The organism is Staphylococcus sp. EG-SA-10 (genome assembly GCF_017151945.1).
GTDB lineage: Bacteria > Bacillota > Bacilli > Staphylococcales > Staphylococcaceae > Staphylococcus > Staphylococcus aureus.
Genome location: NZ_JACVZJ010000025.1, coordinates 1 through 18,508 on the forward strand (window position 1 = coordinate 1; position 18,508 = coordinate 18,508).

Genomic DNA, 18,508 nt, shown 5'->3' on the forward strand with positions numbered 1-18,508 from the left:
TACAAAGGAGAAAAAAAGAAGACAACCAAGCCCAATAATGGACTGGCCGCCTAATAATAAAAACTCTAAAAGTTGTAATTTAAAATAGTTCTTTAAATTATATACCCACCACATTTGGTGGAGAACCGTAAAAACATAAAAAGCAACCTCAACTATTATCTTTAGAATACACATCTATTTAAAAACTGTGCTTTCTTGATAAATATATTGAGATTGCTCATCATGTTAGTTTATTTGTTTTCGTTGGAATATATACTAATCCATTCATAAATTAGCTTTATCCGAGTTTAAAATGTTGATAGTTAATTATGTTTAGATATTATTCTTCAACATCAATAGATTCAATTACAACATCATGAAGTGGTTTATCTTGTGGTCCCACTTTTGTATTTGCAATATCTTCTAATGTAGTTTCACCATCAATGATTTGACCGAATACTGTATGTTTTTGATCTAACCATGGTGTACCACCCTTCTCGCCATATGCATCAACGATTGGTTGTGGCCAACCACCATCTGCAAGTTGACTTAACATATTTTGAGGTACTTCTTTCATTTGAACAATGAAAAATTGTGAACCATTAGTATTAGGTCCTGAGTTAGCCATTGATAATGCGCCATATAAGTTAAATGCATTTAATGAAAATTCATCTTCAAAAGCACCGCCATAAATACTTTCGCCACCCATACCAGTAGCTGTTGGATCGCCACCTTGAATCATGAAGTCATTAATGACACGGTGGAATGTTATTCCATCATAATAACCATTTTTTGCATGTGTCACAAAATTTTCAACTGTTTTTGGTGCAATATTTGGAAATAATTTGAATGTCATGTCACCTTTATTTGTGTGCATAACCACTTTAATTTCACCTTGTTGTACTTCTTTGTTTAACTGTGGATAGTTAGCCATTTATATTCTCCATTCATGTTATGATACATATATATTAACATACTTTTAAGGGAGGAAAATAGCATGAAGCTATATCGATTTTCACACAAAACAGGTAGCTATGGTGTCACGATTGTTGAAGAAAATGGAGACGATGTACTTGTTAAAGTTGAACAAGTTATCAAACACCCGAAACAAGGTGATTTACATAACCCTACTGAAACTGAAGGTGTATTTTTCCATGAACGCAAAGCATTAAGTCATTTTGAAAAACGCTATACGAAACGTTCACAATTACGCGACTTCAATGTTGATGAATTACGCTATGAAGATTCACTTCAACAAGCAATTACAGATTTAGAAACTAAACTTAAAGCTCAGCAAACAAAACATGCTGAAATGTCTTTAGCTAGTTTAGCACGCTTAAAAGAAGATTATTCACTTCAATACAAAGAAAATTTTAAATAAAAAATGACGTGTTTCTTCTTATTTAAATACTTCTGAAAATAAAGCACAACAAGGAGTGTGTACGTTTTTCAGAACTATATCATTCATGTATAATGAATAACATAAATATTTTTTAAAGGAGGACAACATAGTGAGTTTGTTACATATTGCGGTGATATTACCGTTAATATTCGCACTCATTATTCCTATCCTGTATAGATTTTTTAAACGTATACATTTAGGATGGTTCGTATTACCTGTCCCTATCGTCATATTTATTTATATGCTTACATTAATTAAAACGACGATGTCAGGTAATACTGTAATGAAAACCTTAAATTGGATGCCTCATTTTGGTATGAACTTTGATTTATATCTTGATGGCTTAGGTTTACTCTTTAGTTTGCTTATTTCAGGAATCGGCAGTTTAGTAGTATTATATTCAATCGGCTACTTAAGTAAGTCAGAACAACTAGGGAATTTTTATTGTTATTTATTACTATTTATGGGTGCAATGTTAGGTGTCGTACTTTCAGATAATGTTATTATTCTATATTTATTCTGGGAGCTAACGTCATTTTCTAGTTTTTTACTTATTTCATTCTGGCGCGAACGACAAGCATCTATATATGGTGCTCAAAAATCGCTCATAATCACAGTATTTGGTGGTCTATCATTATTAGGTGGTATCATCTTACTCGCTATACCAACGCAATCATTTAGCATTCAGTACATGATTCAACATGCTTCTGAAATTCAAAATAGCCCATTCTTCATTTTTGCGATGATTTTAATCATGATTGGTGCTTTTACAAAATCTGCTCAGTTTCCATTTTATATTTGGCTACCAGATGCAATGGAAGCACCTACACCAGTCAGTGCTTATCTTCATTCAGCAACAATGGTTAAAGCAGGGTTATATTTAATCGCTCGAATGACACCAATCTTCGCAGCATCGCAAGGTTGGATATGGACTGTCACACTCGTTGGTTTAATTACGTTATTCTGGGCTTCGCTAAACGCAACAAAACAACAAGACTTGAAAGGTATACTGGCATTTTCAACAGTATCCCAATTAGGTATGATTATGGCGATGCTTGGAATCGGTGCCATTAGTTATCACTATCAAGGCGATGATAGCAAAATATATGCTGCTGCATTTACGGCTGCAATATTCCATTTAATCAACCATGCAACATTTAAAGGTGCCCTATTTATGATTACAGGTGCAGTGGATCATTCTACTGGTACACGTGATGTTAAGAAATTAGGTGGCTTACTAACAATTATGCCTATTTCATTTACAATCACTGTTATTACAGCATTAAGTATGGCTGGTGTACCACCGTTCAATGGTTTCTTATCAAAAGAATCATTTTTAGAAACAACATTTACAGCAAGCCAAGCAAATTTATTCAGTGTTGATACATTAGGCTACCTATTCCCAATCATTGGTATAGTGGGCAGTGTCTTCACATTTGTATATTCAATTAAATTTATAATGCATATATTTTTCGGACAATATAAACCTGAACAATTACCTAAAAAAGCACACGAAGTATCAATATTAATGCTTTTATCACCAGCTATTTTAGCTACATTAGTAATTGTATTTGGTTTATTCCCTGGCATTTTAACTAATTCGATTATTGAACCAGCTACATCTTCGATTAATCATACGGTAATTGATGATGTTGAATTCCATATGTTCCATGGATTAACGCCTGCCTTTTTATCAACATTAGTGATTTATATTTTAGGTATTTTACTAATTGTGACATTTAGTTATTGGGTGAAATTGTTGCAACGACAACCTGGTAAACTAACATTCAATTATTGGTACAACAGAAGTGCAAATGTTATTCCAAACTACTCTGAAAAGATGACGAATAGCTATGTTACCGATTATTCACGTAATAATTTAGTTATCATTTTTGGTGCATTAATTTTATTAACATTTGTCACTGTATTCTCAGTACCTTTCAACATTAATTTTAAAGACGTTAGTCCGATTAGAATTTTCGAAGTTTGTATCGTAATTTTATTATTAAGTGCTGCCTTTTTAATTCTTTTCGCTAAATCAAGATTATTTAGCATCATTATGTTAAGTGCAGTTGGATATGCTGTGTCTGTATTGTTTATATTCTTTAAAGCACCCGACTTAGCATTGACACAGTTTGTCGTTGAATCTATTTCAACAGCATTGTTCTTATTATGCTTCTACCACTTACCAAATTTAAATCGTTATAATGAAAAGCGCTCATTCCAGCTTACTAATGCTTTAATTGCTGGTGGTGTTGGTTTGTCCGTCATTATTATCGGTTTAATTGCATACGGAAATAGACATTTTGAATCGATATCTAAGTTTTATCAAGAGCACGTTTATGATTTAGCTCACGGTAAAAACATGGTAAACGTCATACTTGTTGATTTCCGTGGTATGGATACTTTATTCGAGTCATCTGTGCTTGGTATCGCAGGATTAGCTGTATATACAATGATTAAATTACGTAAAAAGCGTCAAACGCAAGGTAACGAGGTGAAAAATCATGAATAGACAACAAAATGATCTAATTTTGCAATTTGCTGCAGTTATTATCTTTTTCATGGTAATGGTCTTTGGTTTTTCACTTTTCTTAGCAGGACATTATACACCTGGTGGCGGTTTCGTCGGCGGATTATTATTCGCAAGTTCACTTGTTATCATTACGATTGCATTTGATATAGAAACAATGCGTAAAATTTTCCCATTAGATTTTAAAATCTTGATAGGTATCGGATTAGTTTTTTGTATTGCGACGCCTATCGCAAGTTGGTTTTTAGGTAAAAATTTCTTTACGCATGTCACATTTGATATACCGTTATTTATATTAGAACCTGTTCATATGACAACGGCAGTATTCTTTGATTTCGGTGTTTTATGTGCAGTAGTTGGTACTGTCATGACAATTATTATTTCGATTGGAGAGAACGAATAGTGGAAATTATTATGATCTTTGTTAGTGGTATTCTCACAGCAATTAGTGTCTATCTCGTTTTGTCTAAAAGTCTGATACGAATTGTTATGGGAACTACACTACTAACACATGCAGCAAATTTATTTTTAATAACTATGGGTGGACTTAAACATGGTACTGTTCCAATTTATGAAGCGAACGTAAAAAGCTATGTTGATCCTATCCCGCAAGCACTTATTTTAACAGCAATCGTTATCGCCTTTGCGACAACAGCCTTTTTCTTAGTATTAGCATTTAGAACATATAAAGAATTAGGCACAGATAACGTTGAGAGTATGAAAGGAGTTCCAGAAGATGATTGAAAGTAATATGCTTGTGTTAACGCTCGTCATTCCAGTAATTACAGCCATATTACTTGTCTTTATTGGAAAACGTCCTATTATAAAGCGTTATGTCGCACTAGGCGGTACATTATTAACCTTGGTCGCGGCAATTATCAATTTAGCAAATGTTGTAAAACATGGACCATTACGAGTTGAACTAGGTTCATGGAAAGCGCCTTACAGTATTGTCTTTGTTTTAGACATATTCAGTGCCCTACTAATTATTACTAGTATTATTATTACAGCTATTGTGATTTTATATTCATACCAAACAATTGGTATTGAACGTGAAAGATATTATTATTATTTTTCAGTACTATTTATGTTAATAGGTATCATTGGTGCCTTTACAACTGGTGACATTTTCAACCTATTCGTATTTTTCGAAGTATTTCTAATGTCATCATATTTCTTATTAGTTATAGGTTCTACAAAAATCCAATTACAAGAAACAATAAAATATGTTCTTGTTAACGTTGTATCATCATCCTTCTTCGTAATGGGTGTAGCGATTTTATATTCAGTAGTAGGAACATTGAATCTAGCAGATATAAGCAATAAATTAGCTAACCTTTCAGCGCATGACAGTGGCTTAGTCAATATCGTTTTCATACTATTTATCTTTGTTTTTGCTACAAAAGCTGGCGTATTCCCAATGTTTGTTTGGTTACCTAGTGCATACTATGCACCACCAATTCCAATCATTGCATTCTTTGGTGCTTTGTTAACAAAAGTTGGTGTTTATGCAATCGCTAGAACATTGAGCTTATTCTTTAGTGATAATGTAAGCTTTTCACATTATGTCATTTTATTCTTAGCACTATTAACGATCATCTTTGGTTGTGTCGGTGCTGTTGCATATGCAAACATTAAAAAAATCATCCTATACAATGTCATGATTGCTGTAGGTGTGATCTTAGTCGGCGTTGCAATGATGACAGAGTCAGGTATGATTGGTGCTATTTACTATACATTGCACGACATGTTAGTAAAACTTGCATTATTCTTGCTTATCGGAATTATAATTAAAATTACAGGCACTGCTGATTTAAGACAATTTGGTGGCTTAATTAAACGATATCCTGTACTTGGTTGGTCATTCTTTATCGCAGCATTAAGTTTAGCTGGCATTCCCCCACTCAGTGGCTTTTATGGAAAATTTTTCATTGTCCAATCAACATTTGAAAGAGGATTTTATTTAAGTGGTGTCATCGTCTTATTATCAAGTTTAGTCGTATTATATTCTGTCATTCGCATATTCCTACAAGGCTTTTTCGGTCAACCAAAAGGATATGATCTTAATAACAAAGTCGACGTCAAATATTTAACTACGATTGCAATCGTTGCAGTTGTGATAACTGTTTTATATGGATTGTCAGCAGATTACTTATATCCAATGGTAAAAGCTGGTGCAGAGACATTCTACAATCCATCAACCTACGTTAAAGCTGTATTAGGAGGTAAATAACATGGCTGTACAATTAGTATTAAACTTTATTATCGCAGTGTTTTGGTTGTTTGTGACAAATAGTTACACAACAAATAACTTTGTGTTAGGTTTCATCTTTGGCCTAGTTCTTGTTTACCTCTTACACAGAGTGTTACCAGGTAGGTTTTATGTCATCACGCTATATCGTATTGTTAAATTAGTTATTATTTTCTTAATCGAACTGATTAAAGCTAATTTTGATGTTTTGAAAATTATTATTAAACCTTCGATTAAAAATGAACCGGGATTCTTTGTTTACCACACAGATTTAAAAAAAGATTGGCAAATTGTCTTGTTGTCTAATTTAATTACATTAACACCTGGTACTGTAGTGCTTGGTGTAAGTGATGATCGTACAAAAATTTATATTCATGCCATAGATTTTTCAACTAAAGAGCAAGAAGTAGAAAGTATTAAAACATCATTAGAGAAAATTGTAAGAGAGGTGGGCGAAATATAATGAATCATAATGTTATTATCGTTATTGCATTAATCATAGTTGTCATTTCTATGTTAGCTATGCTCATTCGCGTTGTACTAGGCCCATCACTTGCCGATCGTGTTGTCGCATTAGATGCGATTGGTCTTCAATTAATGGCAGTTATAGCATTATTCAGTATTTTATTAAATATTAAATACATGATTGTCGTTATTATGATGATTGGTATATTAGCCTTTTTAGGTACTGCAGTATTCTCTAAATTTATGGACAAAGGTAAGGTGATTGAACATGATCAAAATCATACTGATTAGTCTTGCACTTATCTTTGTTATCATCGGTGCTTTAATTAGCGCCCTAGCAGCCATAGGATTATTGAGACTTGAAGATGTATATTCACGTGCACATGCTGCCGGAAAAGCATCAACATTAGGTGCAATGTCATTACTATTTGGTACGTTTTTATATTTTATTGCTACTCAAGGTTTTGTAAATATGCAATTAATCGTTGCGATTATCTTTGTATTAATTACAGGTCCTCTTTCAAGTCATATGATTATGAAAGCAGCATATAATATTAAAACGCCTTATACTAAAAAGACTAAAGTCGATGAAATTTCGGAAGACTTAAAAGACACAAAATTATAGATTATATAACAAAGTCATGAATATAAATCAACAACAAACAGCAGTAAGATGATTCCAAATTAGGAATGATTTTACTGCTGTTTTCTTTTGACATTGTTACCTCTTTTTCAATGAATTTAGTTTAGTACATACTTCTTTGACTACAGCTTCGCCCTATCTACGAATATCTCTTTAATTTAATTGCCTTTCATGTCGTTATGTATTATGATAATAATAATTATAAATCGTAACGATTACGCTTTAAAAAAAGAGAGAGGTTTTATTATGCATTGGACAATTATCGGCGGTGGCATACAGGGAACTGCAATCGCACAAAAACTATTATCAAGCGGATTAACAACAGACCGATTAACAATCATTGACCCACACGAAACTTTTTGCCAAAGGTTTAACTCATATACAAATCGAATAGAAATGCCTTATTTGAGATCACCGATTGTACATCACGTACATCCACAACCGTTCCATCTAAAACAATTCGCTAAACAGCACCAATATACAAATGCTTTTTATGGTCCTTATCAGCGACCTGAATTGACAATGTTTATGGATCATATTGCACATGCTTCTAAACAATATCAATTAGAGGATTGCTTAGTTCAAGGTTTAGTTCAAACTTTAGATAAACAAGAAGACAAATGGCATATCAAGTTAGAAGATGGACAAATTATCACTACAGATTGCGTCGTTATTGCAATAGGTAGTACAAATATTCCGTTTATGCCTGACATTTTAAAAGACAAACAGAATGTAAATCATATCTTCGAGAAAGAACATGATCAAGTAGTATATGATAAGACCGATCATATCGTTGGTAGTGGCATTACTGCTGCACATCTTGCACTTAAATTGTTAAATCATGATGACGATAAAAAGATTCATTTATGGCTAAATAAAGATATTGAGATACATGACTTTGATGCTGATCCTGGTTGGTTAGGTCCGAAAAATATGTCTTCATTTTTAAGTACTAAAAGCATGCCTGAAAGAAATGCCATTGTACAACGTGAACGTCATAAAGGATCAATGCCTCACGAACTGTACTTACGCCTTAAAAAACATATTAAAAATGGTCGTATAAATGTGCATAAAACACCTATCACTCAAATTAGTGATGGTTTAATTAACACTGAAAATGATTCTGTTCCATATCAACAGATTATGGTTGCAACTGGTTTTGAACAAGATTTTATGTCACAACCACTTATTAAGCAATTAATACAAAATTATGATGCACCTATCAACGAATGTAATTACCCTGTTATTTCCGAAAAATTAGAATGGATACCAAATCTATTTGTCGCAGGATGCTTTGCAGACTTAGAATTAGGACCATTTGGTAGAAATGTTATGGGTGGCCGTAAAGCTGCCGAACGCATTGAACAAGCATTTCTAAAATTACAACAATATAGCGCATAAAAAAACTGCTAGCCGTAGTTATGAATATCTCATAACATTTCAGCTAGCAGTTCTTTTATTTTAAAGGTTTAATAGCAACTGTACCACGCATAACTGTAATTAATTGTTCTTTGTCATTCTTAATTTTTATATCCCATACATGTGTCGACTTACCTTGATGAATAATTTCAGCTGTCGCAGTAACACGACCATCTTTAGCAGAATGAATATGATTGGCATTCATCTCTAAACCTAATGGAATAAATTTGGTTGTATCAATTAGATTAGCAGATCCTAATGAACATGCTGTTTCACCTAAAGCAATCGAAGCACCACCATGTAAATATCCAAATGGTTGTTTTACTTTATCAGTAACAGGCATAGAAATAACAACTAAACCATCTTCCTGGTGATCTATTGACATCTCAAATGTCTCTAATAAATGAGTCATATTTTCACCTCTTTATGCTTATAGTACCATAGCAGCAATAGTACCGAAAATCATTAAAGGAATATTATAAAACAAGAAGTTTGGTACACATGTATCGCGTATATGATCATGTTGGCCATCAACATTTAATCCCGCAGTTGGTCCTAATGTTGAATCACTTGCAGGTGAACCTGAGTCACCTAATGCACTCGCTGTTCCAATCAATGCGATTAATGCCATTGTATCTAGTCCTATTGACGCTCCAAAAGGAATGAATAATGATGCGATAATAGGAATTGTTGCAAATGATGATCCAATACCTAAAGTGACAATTAAACCTATCACATACATCATGATAATGCTAAATAATTTATTATCACCAGTAATACTTGTTAAAGTTTTAACTAATTCATCTATATCACCAGTAGCATTCATTACACCAGCAAATCCATTTGCTGTTAAAATAACTACACCAATATAAGCCATAATTTTAATACCTTCAACAAACTTAGCATCTAATTCATACCAATTATATGCACGTGAAATAAAGAATACGAGTACTCCGGCCAGTGCACCAAAAATCATTGAATCTGTAAATGTTTGTACTAAAAATGTAGCTAGTATTGCTACAATTGTTACTATTAAGATATATGGTTTTAACTCTGTAACATTGTCACTATCTGAAATTTTACGTGTTTCATATTCACGTGGTTTACGATATACATATAAGCCGATAAGTAAGCCAACAATATACCCCATTGAAGGAATAAGCATTGCTTTCCAAATCATATTAAACTCAATTGGGTGATTCGCCTTTGCAAAGCCACTTTGAATAATTTGTTGGAAAATTTGACCGAATCCATAAGGTAATAATACATACGGGAAACATAAACCAAAACCGATAATCAAACCGATTAAACGTCTATCTATTTTTAAATCATTAAACAGACTTAACAATGGTGGGATGACAATTGGAATGAATGCAATATGTACAGGAATTAAGTTTTGACTCATGATACTCATAGCTAATAATGCAATAATTATTGTCACTTTTACTTTAACTCTTGACCATCGACTATTTTCAGCGTAAATTGCATTTATAATTTTTCCTACTAAATAGTCTGTGATACCACTGTATGAAATTAATGCTGCAAATCCACCTAATAAGGCATAGCTTAATGCTACCTCAGCACCATCGACTATATTTTTCCCAAATACATTTATAACTTTTTCAATGCTCATGCCTGAAATTAAGCCACCAACTAGCGCACTGATAAATAAGCTTATAACTACGTTTAATCGACATAAACATAGCACAATCATTAATATTACTGCTATTACTACTGCATTTATCATATGACAACCATCCTTTATCACTCTATCGAACTAAAGCGTTTATAGACTACATAGTATCAGTAGCTTTAACACCTGTCAATAGCAAACTATACTAATAATCTTTATTTTTTAGTTAATTGTCTTTCTTAAAATAATTTTCGCTTTCATTAAATTAAACAATTTACAAGCCTGGAACACCAATCAAAATCCTAAGTTCTATAATGTTATATTAGTAGTCGTTGACTGAATGAACATATGCTTATAATATTTTTTTGCAATGCTAGTCAAGTTGATTTATGCTCACAAGGATATGCTATTTATATTTTCTTACAATAATGAAAATACCTGATACAATGCGATCCTTTATACTTTCAAGAGTTAAATTAGAAATGTATAACAAGACACAAGTTGTATCAGGCAAATAATTAAATTATTGTTGTTTTAACCATTGGACTATCGTCGGAATCATAAATCCTGTTGGCCCTTTTGGACCATTATATGAAGCTTTATTAGTCGTTGCTGGACCTGCAATATCGAAATGAATGTGAGGTGTTTGACCACTAAAATGTGTTACAAAACTTGCCGCAAATAGCGCTTTACCTTGTCCATTCGTATGGTTAACTAAATCAGCGATATCACTGTGTTTAATACTTGCACGTTCGGTGGCAGTAATCGGTAATTCAAATACCATTTCATCGACTTTAGAACTTATTTGTAATATATCGCTTAATATCACTTTACTATTCGATTCAAATGCAGCAGCTTTATCATCGCCTAGTGCAACAATTGCTGCACCCGTTAATGTAGCAAAGTCCATAATCACACTAGGCTGATATTGATTTGCATAATACACAGCATCTGCAAGGACTAATCTGCCTTCAGCGTCTGTATTCATTACTTCTACAGTTTCACCACTTAATGCTGTAAATACATCATCTGGCTTCATTGACGCTTCATTTATCATATTTTCAGCACAAGCAAGCACTCCGACAATATTTACAGGCAGTTGTAAACGACTAGCCGCTTCAATGATGCCAACGACATTCGCAGCGCCACACATGTCATATTTCATTGTAGCCATGCCATTCTTCGTTTTAATACTATAACCACCAGAATCATACGTTATACCTTTACCAACTAAGGCAATTGGTGCTTCATCTTTATCTTTGCCATTATATGTGATGGTTACTAATCTCGGTTTATGCTTACTACCTTTACCTACCGCTTGTAAAAGTCCGAATCCTTCAGAAACTAAAGTGTCATAATCTTTAACCTCTACTTTGACCTTTGTATTTTTAAAATGATTAACAATATCTTCTGCAAATGTTTGTGGTGTTAATACATTCGGTGGCATATTACTAAAGTCTCTTGCCAAATTAATGGATTGGCCAATACTGATACCCTCATGAATGAAATCTAATTCAATTAATGATTCACTAATAAGGTTTAAATTCGTCTTAAACGGTGCCTTCTTACTTGATTTATAATGATCGAATTCATATGTTGCACGCTCACTTTGAATGCCGCATGCCATTAATACATCTGATAACTGATCATATTTTGAAATAAATGAATCCATAAGTAAATACGTATCTTCAATGTGTTCTGACTTTATGTATTGGAAAAGATGTCCCCATATCTTCAACATATCTTGATAACTACGTGTTTTTAAGTTTCCTAAACCAACTGTAATTAAACGATATGTTTGATCTTGTACATCAAATGCAGTTGTATAAATCTTCCCAACTTTACTACCAATAATATGTTGATGTTTTAGTCTTTCAAGTGATTCTGTAATATCGATATGATTAAAACTAATGCGCTCTAACTGATTTAAATGTTCTGGTATACCAATAATCAATGTATTTATTTCGTTGCTTAGTGTGTTATTTAATTTAAAATTCATAATGTACCTCCTTAGATTTGATATGTTACTCACTTCAAATTGTACAACAATAAAGCCCTTCAGTGACACTGAAGGACTTTATAAATGAATAATTTAATTTTATGTGTTTAGCTGTAACTTAATTTAAAGCCTAGAATTTACCTTTTTTGAATGCTAAACCGATACCACCGATTTTGAATACCGCACGTGTATCAATCACTTTTTTCATGAATGCTGCTTTTTTACCAGCGATAGGTTTACCAAATACCATACCTACACCGTCATGTGAACCTAAAGAACAAACAGTTCCACGATCAACGTATTCGAATTCTTCAGTTGATTCACCGTTTAAGATGCGTTTAATGTTTTTAGCAACACTTTCACCTTGTTGCATTGCAATTTGTGCTGTAGTTGGTAATGGACGTTCTTCTCCAGCTGGGATAAACGCTGAACAGTCACCAATAACAAAAATGTTGTCGTAACCATTGATTGTTAAATCTTGCTTTGTAACGATACGTCCACGTTTAACGCCTTCAAATGATTCTTCCATTAATTTACTACCACGTACACCAGCTGCCCATACTGAAGTACCTGCATTTAATTGTTGTTTTTCACCATCTACTTCAACTACGAAACCTTTTTCGTTACAAGCAACGATTGGTGTAGCAATTTTAAATTCAACACCGCGGTCTTCTAAGTAGCTAACTGCGTGGTTAACTAATTCTTCTGAGAACATTGGTAACATTTTAGGTGCTGCTTCAACACAAGTGATTTTAACTTTATTTTGATCCACACCATATTTGCTACATAATTCAGGAATTCTGTCTGTTAATTCACCTAAGAATTCAACACCAGTGAATCCAGCACCACCAACTAAGATAGATAAATCGTTATCATCTTTTTCTTTTGATGCTGCATAGTTAGCAAATTTGTCTTCGATATGACGTGATAATTCACGTGCTGTGATAACATTTTCAATTTGGAAAGCATGATCTTTCATACCTTCGATGCCGAATGTTTCACTAACGAAACCTAATGCTACTACTAAAATATCAAAGTCATAAATACCTTGATTTGTTTCTACCTTTTTAGCATCACGGTCAATTTTTGTTACTTCTGCTTGAACAAAGTTCACTTTGTCTTTCTTCAAGACACTTTCCACAGGATATAATACATCTTCATAGTTTAGTGTACCTGCTGATGCTTCATGTAACCATGTTGCTTCATAGTGATATTCATTTTTATTAATAAGCGTAATTTCTGCTTCTTCTGTTGATATCGCTTTTTGCAATTTAGTTACAGTTTGTAAACCTGCATAACCAGCACCAAGTACAAGTACTTTTTTACGATCTTGAGCCATTTAATTTCACCTAAGCTTTCATATTTTTTTAACCAAATGCTGATAATTACTAGTAACAACTGGTCATTACTACTTTTACCACAATGTATACTAGTTTATCATCATTTTGTTATTTAAGTCTTTTAAATTATGTAAAAACCTGTGATGTTCACAAAAAAGACATTTTTAATCCAATACTAATTCTATAGCTTTTATGTTATATTTTCAAGCAAGATTCAGTCAGATTGTGAAAAAATTAATTAATTTTTTCGTAGCCTGATTTCGATTGAAAATGTATCCGTTATCACGATCATTTAAAATACTATTAATAATCAGATTCTTAATTTTTAATAAGCTTTTTAATAAAACAAAATATCTTTACGCAAAAATAGGACATAATCAAATATGTCCCTAAATGTAATTGATATCAATTTGTATCCCCAAAATTGGGTTAATCATTAAAAAGTTATTTTATTAACAGTTTTCAGGATTACCTGCAACTTTTGCAGTTCTAAATGAACTACCACAGCCACATGATGCAATTGCATTAGGATTGTCGATTTGGAAACCGCCACCCATTAATGATTGCTTAAAATCAATAGTCGTACCATTTAATACGGGTGCATCTTTTTTGTCTACTAAAACTTTTAATCCAAAGTATTCTAAGACTTCATCATTTTCACCAGGCGCTTCTTCTGCACCCATACCGTATGTTAAACCAGTGCACCCGCCACCATTCACTTTAATTTTTAAATAGCCATCTGGCATTTCATTTGCCTTAAGCATATCTTTTACTTCGTAGGCAGCTGCTTCTGTTAATATAACCGTTGGCATGATAACTCCTCCTTAAAAAATCCAAGTTTCTTTTATATGTGCATATATATTTTGTAATAATTCTTCCGGCGAATCACCTTCAACAATATCACCATTTACTAAAGCATACAACCCGGCTGAACATATACCACAATGTGTCAGGCAACCATACTCTAACACATCGACATCTGGGTCATTTTCCAGTTGATTAAAAACATAATCTCCACCTTTTGCCATGTTAGAGAGACAAAATTCTACGATCGGATTCATACTTCACCTTCTTATTTCATTTGTTACAATATTATAGCATTTTAAAACTGGTATTTTAACATGATGTGCTCAATTAGCAACAACTGATGTTTCTTATCCCAGTTATGTAATAGTGCCTTAGTTAGTACAAATATTTATTTGTAGTCATTTTCAAAAAAATATATAATAAGCATATAAATACATATTTACTTTTTTAGGGGTTATTGATGAATCAAAGACACTTGCATTTTATAACTGTTCATTAACAAATATATCTATGCACTTTGATCTTTTCAAAATTAAAGTAAATATTAACATATAAAAGGGGTACTTAATTATGAAAAACTTAGTTTTGTTAGGCGGCGGATATGGTAATATGCGTATCATGTCACGCATTTTAACTACATCTTTACCACAAGATTATACAGTCACATTAGTTGATCGTATGCCATTTCATGGATTGAAACCAGAATTTTATGCTTTAGCTGCGGGCACGAAATCAGATAAAGATGTTCGCATGAAATTCCCTAATCATCCACAAGTGAATACAGTTTATGGTGAAATTAACGACATAGATTTAGATGCTCAAATTGTCTCAGTCGGTAATTCTAAAATTGATTATGATGAGCTAATCATTGGTTTAGGATGTGAAGATAAATATCATAACGTTCCAGGAGCCGAAGAATATACACATAGTATTCAAACACTCTCAAAGGCTCGGGATACTTTCCATAGTATTAGTGAACTACCAGAAGGTGCTAAAGTTGGTATCGTTGGTGCTGGATTAAGCGGCATAGAACTTGCCAGCGAATTAAGAGAAAGTAGATCAGACTTAGAAATATATCTTTATGACCGTGGGCCGCGAATTTTAAGAAATTTTCCAGAAAAATTAAGTAAGTATGTTGCGAAATGGTTCGCCAAAAATAATGTTACCGTTGTTCCAAATTCAAATATTAATAAAGTTGAACCTGGTAAAATATATAACTGTGATGAACCTAAAGATATTGATTTAGTTGTATGGACAGCAGGAATTCAACCTGTTGAAGTTGTTCGTAACTTGCCGATTGACATAAATAGTAATGGACGCGTGATAGTTAACCAGTATCATCAAGTACCAACATATCGTAACGTCTATGTAGTTGGTGATTGTGCTGATTTACCACATGCGCCAAGTGCTCAGTTAGCCGAAGTTCAAGGTGATCAAATTGCCGATGTGCTTAAAAAGCAATGGCTAAATGAACCATTACCTGACAAAATGCCCGAACTAAAGGTACAAGGTATCGTTGGGTCATTAGGAGATAAACAAGGTTTTGCATATATCATGGATCGCACTGTAACAGGACGACTCGCTTCTATTTTAAAATCCGGCGTACTTTGGTTATATAAATATCATAATGGTTAAAAATTAAAAAGCAATGTCAGTTCGCACTATTACTGACATTGCTTTTTATTATGTGTATATTATTCATTCACAAGCTTTTGGTCTATAAATCGAGTGATTTGCTTTGTTTGTATATAACCATCTGCTACATATTCATCGTTCATTGTAATTAATGGGTAAAATAGCTCATCTTGTTCTATTCTTTCAATAAATTGTAAATCATGATCTGTTAAGTTGTCATTATCTTTTGTAATATCTATATACGTATATTTAAATGATATATTTGGGTATTTTCTTTTTAATAGCGGCTGTAGCCAGTCATAAATATCTTTCGATGTTGGCGCATTAACGCAACTTGCACATATAACATCTGCCCCATATACTACCACACTCACGTGCTCCATATATTTATCCCCCATTGGTTTGATAGATTTTTATTACACTATCTATTATAATATACTAATAAAGATTATCAAATTCATCTCTCGAAAGGAGACTTGCCTGATGCCTACTGAAGATACAACGATGTTTGATCAAGTAGCAGAAGTTATTGAACGTCTTCGCCCATTTTTATTACGTGATGGTGGCGACTGCTCATTGATTGACGTAGAAGACGGTATTGTTAAATTACAATTACATGGTGCATGTGGTACATGCCCAAGTTCTACAATCACTCTTAAAGCTGGTATTGAGCGTGCATTACACGAAGAAGTGCCTGGTGTAATAGAAGTAGAACAAGTATTCTAATATAAAGATATTAAGTTAACAGCACATATTATGAATAACAACAAAGACAGGAATACTGAATTATTTATAATCAGTTATTACCTGTCTTTTTTCGCTGTCAAATTGGACTGATGGGAAAGTTATTTTATACTATTTATCTGATTCATTATTTTATTATAGCCACATATCCAAGCGCATATTACTATTCTATGAAATTTAAAATATAAAAATAGCACATACGCTCAATCAAAATCGTTGAGTTATGTGCTATTTGTATTTTAATTTTTAGGTTTATCTACTTCAGGTTGTGGTTCACCTTTCATATGTTTCGCAATTTGCTCATCCATATAAACCCAACCTTTCCAACCGATGTGTACGGCATCACTGATAACATATTTTTCATAATCTTTATCAGTCATATCGTAAATTTTACCACCATTATCTACAACAGTAGAATGGATTTTTTTATAGACTGCTTGACGACGTTCTTTATCGATGCCAATGTGGTCATACCATACACCGTTTGATGGAATACTTACATATTGAACATCTGCACCAGCAGCACGCATTGTTTTTACAAGTAATTCTAAATCTTGGAATTCTGGAGAATTAACATTGAATTCGTAGTCACGTCTAACTTTACGCTTACTTTCTTGAATTAATTTCCAGTATTGATCTCTAATACCAAATTTATTCGATGTAGTATCAGCTTTACCAATTTCAACTGCTTTTTGTTTCATCTCATCCCAAGAAGCGTCTGGTTTTGTAGCAGGTTTAACATGTTCTAATGGAGATTTATCCATTGCAAACAATGATTTAATCGCTTCTATTTTAATCAATTGATTCTCTTTAAAACCAGAAATATAACTATCTTTAGTTTCTTTAGGGTTTTTAGCATAAGATTTCAAGTATTCTTTATTGTGTACATGTGGAAACTGTAATAAACGTTGTGCATAACGACGTTTTAATTCAGTAGACATGTTTTTCTGCTGGAACATTTGATTAATTTGAGTTTGAGACATACGAGCATCAAAGTTTTGATTCGTTAAACCATGGTTTGTAAACCATTGTGGTGAAATAATAAATGTTAATTTCTTACCTTTTAATTTATCATACTGTGATGCAAGTTCAACTGCGTTAATTAAGTCTGTAGAACCACCAGCACCTAATAAGAATGCTTTTTTGTTGGCGTTATGCTTGTTTAATGCAATTGCAGGATTAAATGGGTCATCTTTACCTAATTCACTAGAGCCGTATATAGGATAATACTTATTTGATTCGTATAACTTATCTTGAATGAGTGTGCCTTTTAGTACTTGATCTGTCAATGAAGTTCTATTATCTTCTACAGTCTTTTCATTTACTAATCCTGTAAACCAACTAGCAGGTAATAATAGAAAGACAATGAATACCGCTCCACTAATTAAAATGGGTAAAAAAGGTTTTAATTTCATCGTAACTCTTCTAATGCTTCAACGATTTTATTTGGTGTTGCCCACTCATCTCTATCAAAGTCCATAATAGATACTTCGATATCAAGTTTATTTTGAATTTCTAATAATAATCCAACTGTTTGGAAAGAATCAATAATACCTTCTTCAAAAATTTCTACGTCTGGATTTTCTTTTACAATATCATTTTCTGCTACTTCTGCTAATAAATTTAATACTTGTTCTCTAAATTCCATAATTAAATTC

21 protein-coding genes are annotated in these 18,508 nt (G+C 32.8%); 11 read left to right on the forward strand and 10 right to left on the reverse strand.

Annotated elements, in window-relative coordinates; genetic code table 11:
- Nucleotides 1-319 precede the first annotated feature (319 nt).
- Nucleotides 320-913, reverse strand: coding sequence for a peptidylprolyl isomerase (locus IDG45_RS11985; protein WP_000035058.1), 594 nt, complete (start codon nt 911-913; stop codon nt 320-322).
- 63 nt (nt 914-976) lie between these two features.
- Between IDG45_RS11985 and kapB the strand changes: the two genes are divergently transcribed.
- The 9 genes from kapB to IDG45_RS12030 all read left to right on the forward strand — a co-directional run bounded on the left by kapB (nt 977) and on the right by IDG45_RS12030 (nt 8,674).
- Nucleotides 977-1,360, forward strand: a complete 384-nt coding sequence (gene kapB / locus IDG45_RS11990) for a kinase-associated lipoprotein B (RefSeq protein WP_000781159.1) — start codon at nt 977-979, stop codon at nt 1,358-1,360.
- Between the two features lie 130 nt (nt 1,361-1,490).
- A complete protein-coding gene (gene mnhA1 / locus IDG45_RS11995) occupies nt 1,491-3,896 on the forward strand; it encodes a Na+/H+ antiporter Mnh1 subunit A (protein ID WP_000054602.1) in 2,406 nt (801 codons plus the stop codon).
- Nucleotides 3,889-4,317, forward strand: a complete 429-nt coding sequence (gene mnhB1 / locus IDG45_RS12000; RefSeq protein WP_001081626.1) for a Na+/H+ antiporter Mnh1 subunit B — start codon at nt 3,889-3,891, stop codon at nt 4,315-4,317. The genes mnhA1 and mnhB1 overlap by 8 nt, the downstream gene beginning before the upstream one ends.
- The gene (mnhC1, locus tag IDG45_RS12005) at nt 4,317-4,658 is read left to right on the forward strand and encodes a Na+/H+ antiporter Mnh1 subunit C (RefSeq protein ID WP_000402803.1); all 342 of its coding nucleotides are present in this window, start codon (nt 4,317-4,319) and stop codon (nt 4,656-4,658) included. The genes mnhB1 and mnhC1 overlap by 1 nt, the downstream gene beginning before the upstream one ends.
- Nucleotides 4,651-6,147: a Na+/H+ antiporter Mnh1 subunit D gene (mnhD1, locus tag IDG45_RS12010; protein WP_000573084.1), complete on the forward strand. Its 1,497-nt coding sequence runs from the start codon at nt 4,651-4,653 to the stop codon at nt 6,145-6,147. The genes mnhC1 and mnhD1 overlap by 8 nt, the downstream gene beginning before the upstream one ends.
- 1 nt (nt 6,148) lies before the next feature.
- Nucleotides 6,149-6,628, forward strand: coding sequence for a Na+/H+ antiporter Mnh1 subunit E (gene mnhE1, locus IDG45_RS12015; protein WP_000290678.1), 480 nt, complete (start codon nt 6,149-6,151; stop codon nt 6,626-6,628).
- Complete coding sequence (mnhF1, locus tag IDG45_RS12020; protein ID WP_001016306.1) at nt 6,628-6,921, forward strand: Na+/H+ antiporter Mnh1 subunit F; 294 nt, start codon at nt 6,628-6,630, stop codon at nt 6,919-6,921. Before mnhE1 ends, mnhF1 begins: the two co-directional genes overlap by 1 nt.
- Entirely contained in the window at nt 6,899-7,255 is a 357-nt protein-coding gene (gene mnhG1, locus IDG45_RS12025) for a Na+/H+ antiporter Mnh1 subunit G (protein WP_000590451.1), read from the forward strand. Before mnhF1 ends, mnhG1 begins: the two co-directional genes overlap by 23 nt.
- A gap of 264 nt (nt 7,256-7,519) precedes the next feature.
- Complete coding sequence (locus IDG45_RS12030; RefSeq protein WP_000558763.1) at nt 7,520-8,674, forward strand: FAD/NAD(P)-binding protein; 1,155 nt, start codon at nt 7,520-7,522, stop codon at nt 8,672-8,674.
- 55 nt (nt 8,675-8,729) lie between these two features.
- On the opposite strand, the gene IDG45_RS12035 is transcribed toward IDG45_RS12030, so the two are convergent.
- The 6 genes from IDG45_RS12035 to IDG45_RS12060 form a co-directional block, all read right to left on the reverse strand.
- Nucleotides 8,730-9,104 carry a PaaI family thioesterase gene (locus tag IDG45_RS12035; protein WP_000149294.1) on the reverse strand — a complete coding sequence of 125 codons (375 nt, stop codon included), beginning with the start codon at nt 9,102-9,104 and terminating at the stop codon, nt 8,730-8,732.
- An 18-nt stretch (nt 9,105-9,122) separates the two neighbouring features.
- Nucleotides 9,123-10,439, reverse strand: a complete 1,317-nt coding sequence (locus tag IDG45_RS12040; protein ID WP_000606330.1) for a Na+/H+ antiporter family protein — start codon at nt 10,437-10,439, stop codon at nt 9,123-9,125.
- A 409-nt stretch (nt 10,440-10,848) separates the two neighbouring features.
- Nucleotides 10,849-12,324: a M17 family metallopeptidase gene (locus IDG45_RS12045; RefSeq protein ID WP_001009703.1), complete on the reverse strand. Its 1,476-nt coding sequence runs from the start codon at nt 12,322-12,324 to the stop codon at nt 10,849-10,851.
- 130 nt (nt 12,325-12,454) lie between these two features.
- Complete coding sequence (locus IDG45_RS12050; RefSeq protein WP_000046076.1) at nt 12,455-13,663, reverse strand: NAD(P)/FAD-dependent oxidoreductase; 1,209 nt, start codon at nt 13,661-13,663, stop codon at nt 12,455-12,457.
- 453 nt (nt 13,664-14,116) lie between these two features.
- Nucleotides 14,117-14,476 carry a HesB/IscA family protein gene (locus tag IDG45_RS12055; protein WP_001143497.1) on the reverse strand — a complete coding sequence of 120 codons (360 nt, stop codon included), beginning with the start codon at nt 14,474-14,476 and terminating at the stop codon, nt 14,117-14,119.
- Nucleotides 14,477-14,488: 12 nt separating this feature from the next.
- A complete protein-coding gene (locus tag IDG45_RS12060; protein WP_001068337.1) occupies nt 14,489-14,725 on the reverse strand; it encodes a YuzB family protein in 237 nt (78 codons plus the stop codon).
- 316 nt (nt 14,726-15,041) lie between these two features.
- Here IDG45_RS12060 and IDG45_RS12065 point away from each other — a divergent pair, with 316 nt between their 5' ends.
- Nucleotides 15,042-16,106: an NAD(P)/FAD-dependent oxidoreductase gene (locus IDG45_RS12065; protein WP_000794020.1), complete on the forward strand. Its 1,065-nt coding sequence runs from the start codon at nt 15,042-15,044 to the stop codon at nt 16,104-16,106.
- Between the two features lie 59 nt (nt 16,107-16,165).
- Here the strand turns inward: IDG45_RS12065 and IDG45_RS12070 are convergent, their stop codons facing one another.
- Nucleotides 16,166-16,489, reverse strand: a complete 324-nt coding sequence (locus tag IDG45_RS12070; protein WP_000401414.1) for a YuzD family protein — start codon at nt 16,487-16,489, stop codon at nt 16,166-16,168.
- A 100-nt stretch (nt 16,490-16,589) separates the two neighbouring features.
- On the opposite strand from IDG45_RS12070, the gene IDG45_RS12075 reads away from it, so the two are divergent.
- The gene (locus IDG45_RS12075; protein ID WP_001141883.1) at nt 16,590-16,832 is read left to right on the forward strand and encodes a NifU family protein; all 243 of its coding nucleotides are present in this window, start codon (nt 16,590-16,592) and stop codon (nt 16,830-16,832) included.
- A 257-nt stretch (nt 16,833-17,089) separates the two neighbouring features.
- Here the strand turns inward: IDG45_RS12075 and dltD are convergent, their stop codons facing one another.
- Entirely contained in the window at nt 17,090-18,265 is a 1,176-nt protein-coding gene (gene dltD, locus IDG45_RS12080) for a D-alanyl-lipoteichoic acid biosynthesis protein DltD (protein WP_000769416.1), read from the reverse strand.
- Nucleotides 18,262-18,498 carry a D-alanine--poly(phosphoribitol) ligase subunit 2 gene (gene dltC / locus IDG45_RS12085; RefSeq protein ID WP_000395692.1) on the reverse strand — a complete coding sequence of 79 codons (237 nt, stop codon included), beginning with the start codon at nt 18,496-18,498 and terminating at the stop codon, nt 18,262-18,264. The genes dltD and dltC overlap by 4 nt, the downstream gene beginning before the upstream one ends.
- Nucleotides 18,499-18,508: the final 10 nt, after the last annotated feature.

Coding starts and splice junctions, on each gene's coding strand:
- IDG45_RS11985 (WP_000035058.1), bottom strand. CDS start 913: ATGGCTAACTATCCACAGTTAAACAAAGAAGTACAACAAGGTGAAATT.
- kapB (WP_000781159.1), top strand. CDS start 977: ATGAAGCTATATCGATTTTCACACAAAACAGGTAGCTATGGTGTCACG.
- mnhB1 (WP_001081626.1), top strand. CDS start 3,889: ATGAATAGACAACAAAATGATCTAATTTTGCAATTTGCTGCAGTTATT.
- mnhD1 (WP_000573084.1), top strand. CDS start 4,651: ATGATTGAAAGTAATATGCTTGTGTTAACGCTCGTCATTCCAGTAATT.
- mnhE1 (WP_000290678.1), top strand. CDS start 6,149: ATGGCTGTACAATTAGTATTAAACTTTATTATCGCAGTGTTTTGGTTG.
- mnhF1 (WP_001016306.1), top strand. CDS start 6,628: ATGAATCATAATGTTATTATCGTTATTGCATTAATCATAGTTGTCATT.
- mnhG1 (WP_000590451.1), top strand. CDS start 6,899: ATGATCAAAATCATACTGATTAGTCTTGCACTTATCTTTGTTATCATC.
- IDG45_RS12030 (WP_000558763.1), top strand. CDS start 7,520: ATGCATTGGACAATTATCGGCGGTGGCATACAGGGAACTGCAATCGCA.
- IDG45_RS12035 (WP_000149294.1), bottom strand. CDS start 9,104: ATGACTCATTTATTAGAGACATTTGAGATGTCAATAGATCACCAGGAA.
- IDG45_RS12040 (WP_000606330.1), bottom strand. CDS start 10,439: ATGATAAATGCAGTAGTAATAGCAGTAATATTAATGATTGTGCTATGT.
- IDG45_RS12045 (WP_001009703.1), bottom strand. CDS start 12,324: ATGAATTTTAAATTAAATAACACACTAAGCAACGAAATAAATACATTG.
- IDG45_RS12050 (WP_000046076.1), bottom strand. CDS start 13,663: ATGGCTCAAGATCGTAAAAAAGTACTTGTACTTGGTGCTGGTTATGCA.
- IDG45_RS12055 (WP_001143497.1), bottom strand. CDS start 14,476: ATGCCAACGGTTATATTAACAGAAGCAGCTGCCTACGAAGTAAAAGAT.
- IDG45_RS12060 (WP_001068337.1), bottom strand. CDS start 14,725: ATGAATCCGATCGTAGAATTTTGTCTCTCTAACATGGCAAAAGGTGGA.
- IDG45_RS12065 (WP_000794020.1), top strand. CDS start 15,042: ATGAAAAACTTAGTTTTGTTAGGCGGCGGATATGGTAATATGCGTATC.
- IDG45_RS12070 (WP_000401414.1), bottom strand. CDS start 16,489: ATGGAGCACGTGAGTGTGGTAGTATATGGGGCAGATGTTATATGTGCA.
- IDG45_RS12075 (WP_001141883.1), top strand. CDS start 16,590: ATGCCTACTGAAGATACAACGATGTTTGATCAAGTAGCAGAAGTTATT.
- dltD (WP_000769416.1), bottom strand. CDS start 18,265: ATGAAATTAAAACCTTTTTTACCCATTTTAATTAGTGGAGCGGTATTC.
- dltC (WP_000395692.1), bottom strand. CDS start 18,498: ATGGAATTTAGAGAACAAGTATTAAATTTATTAGCAGAAGTAGCAGAA.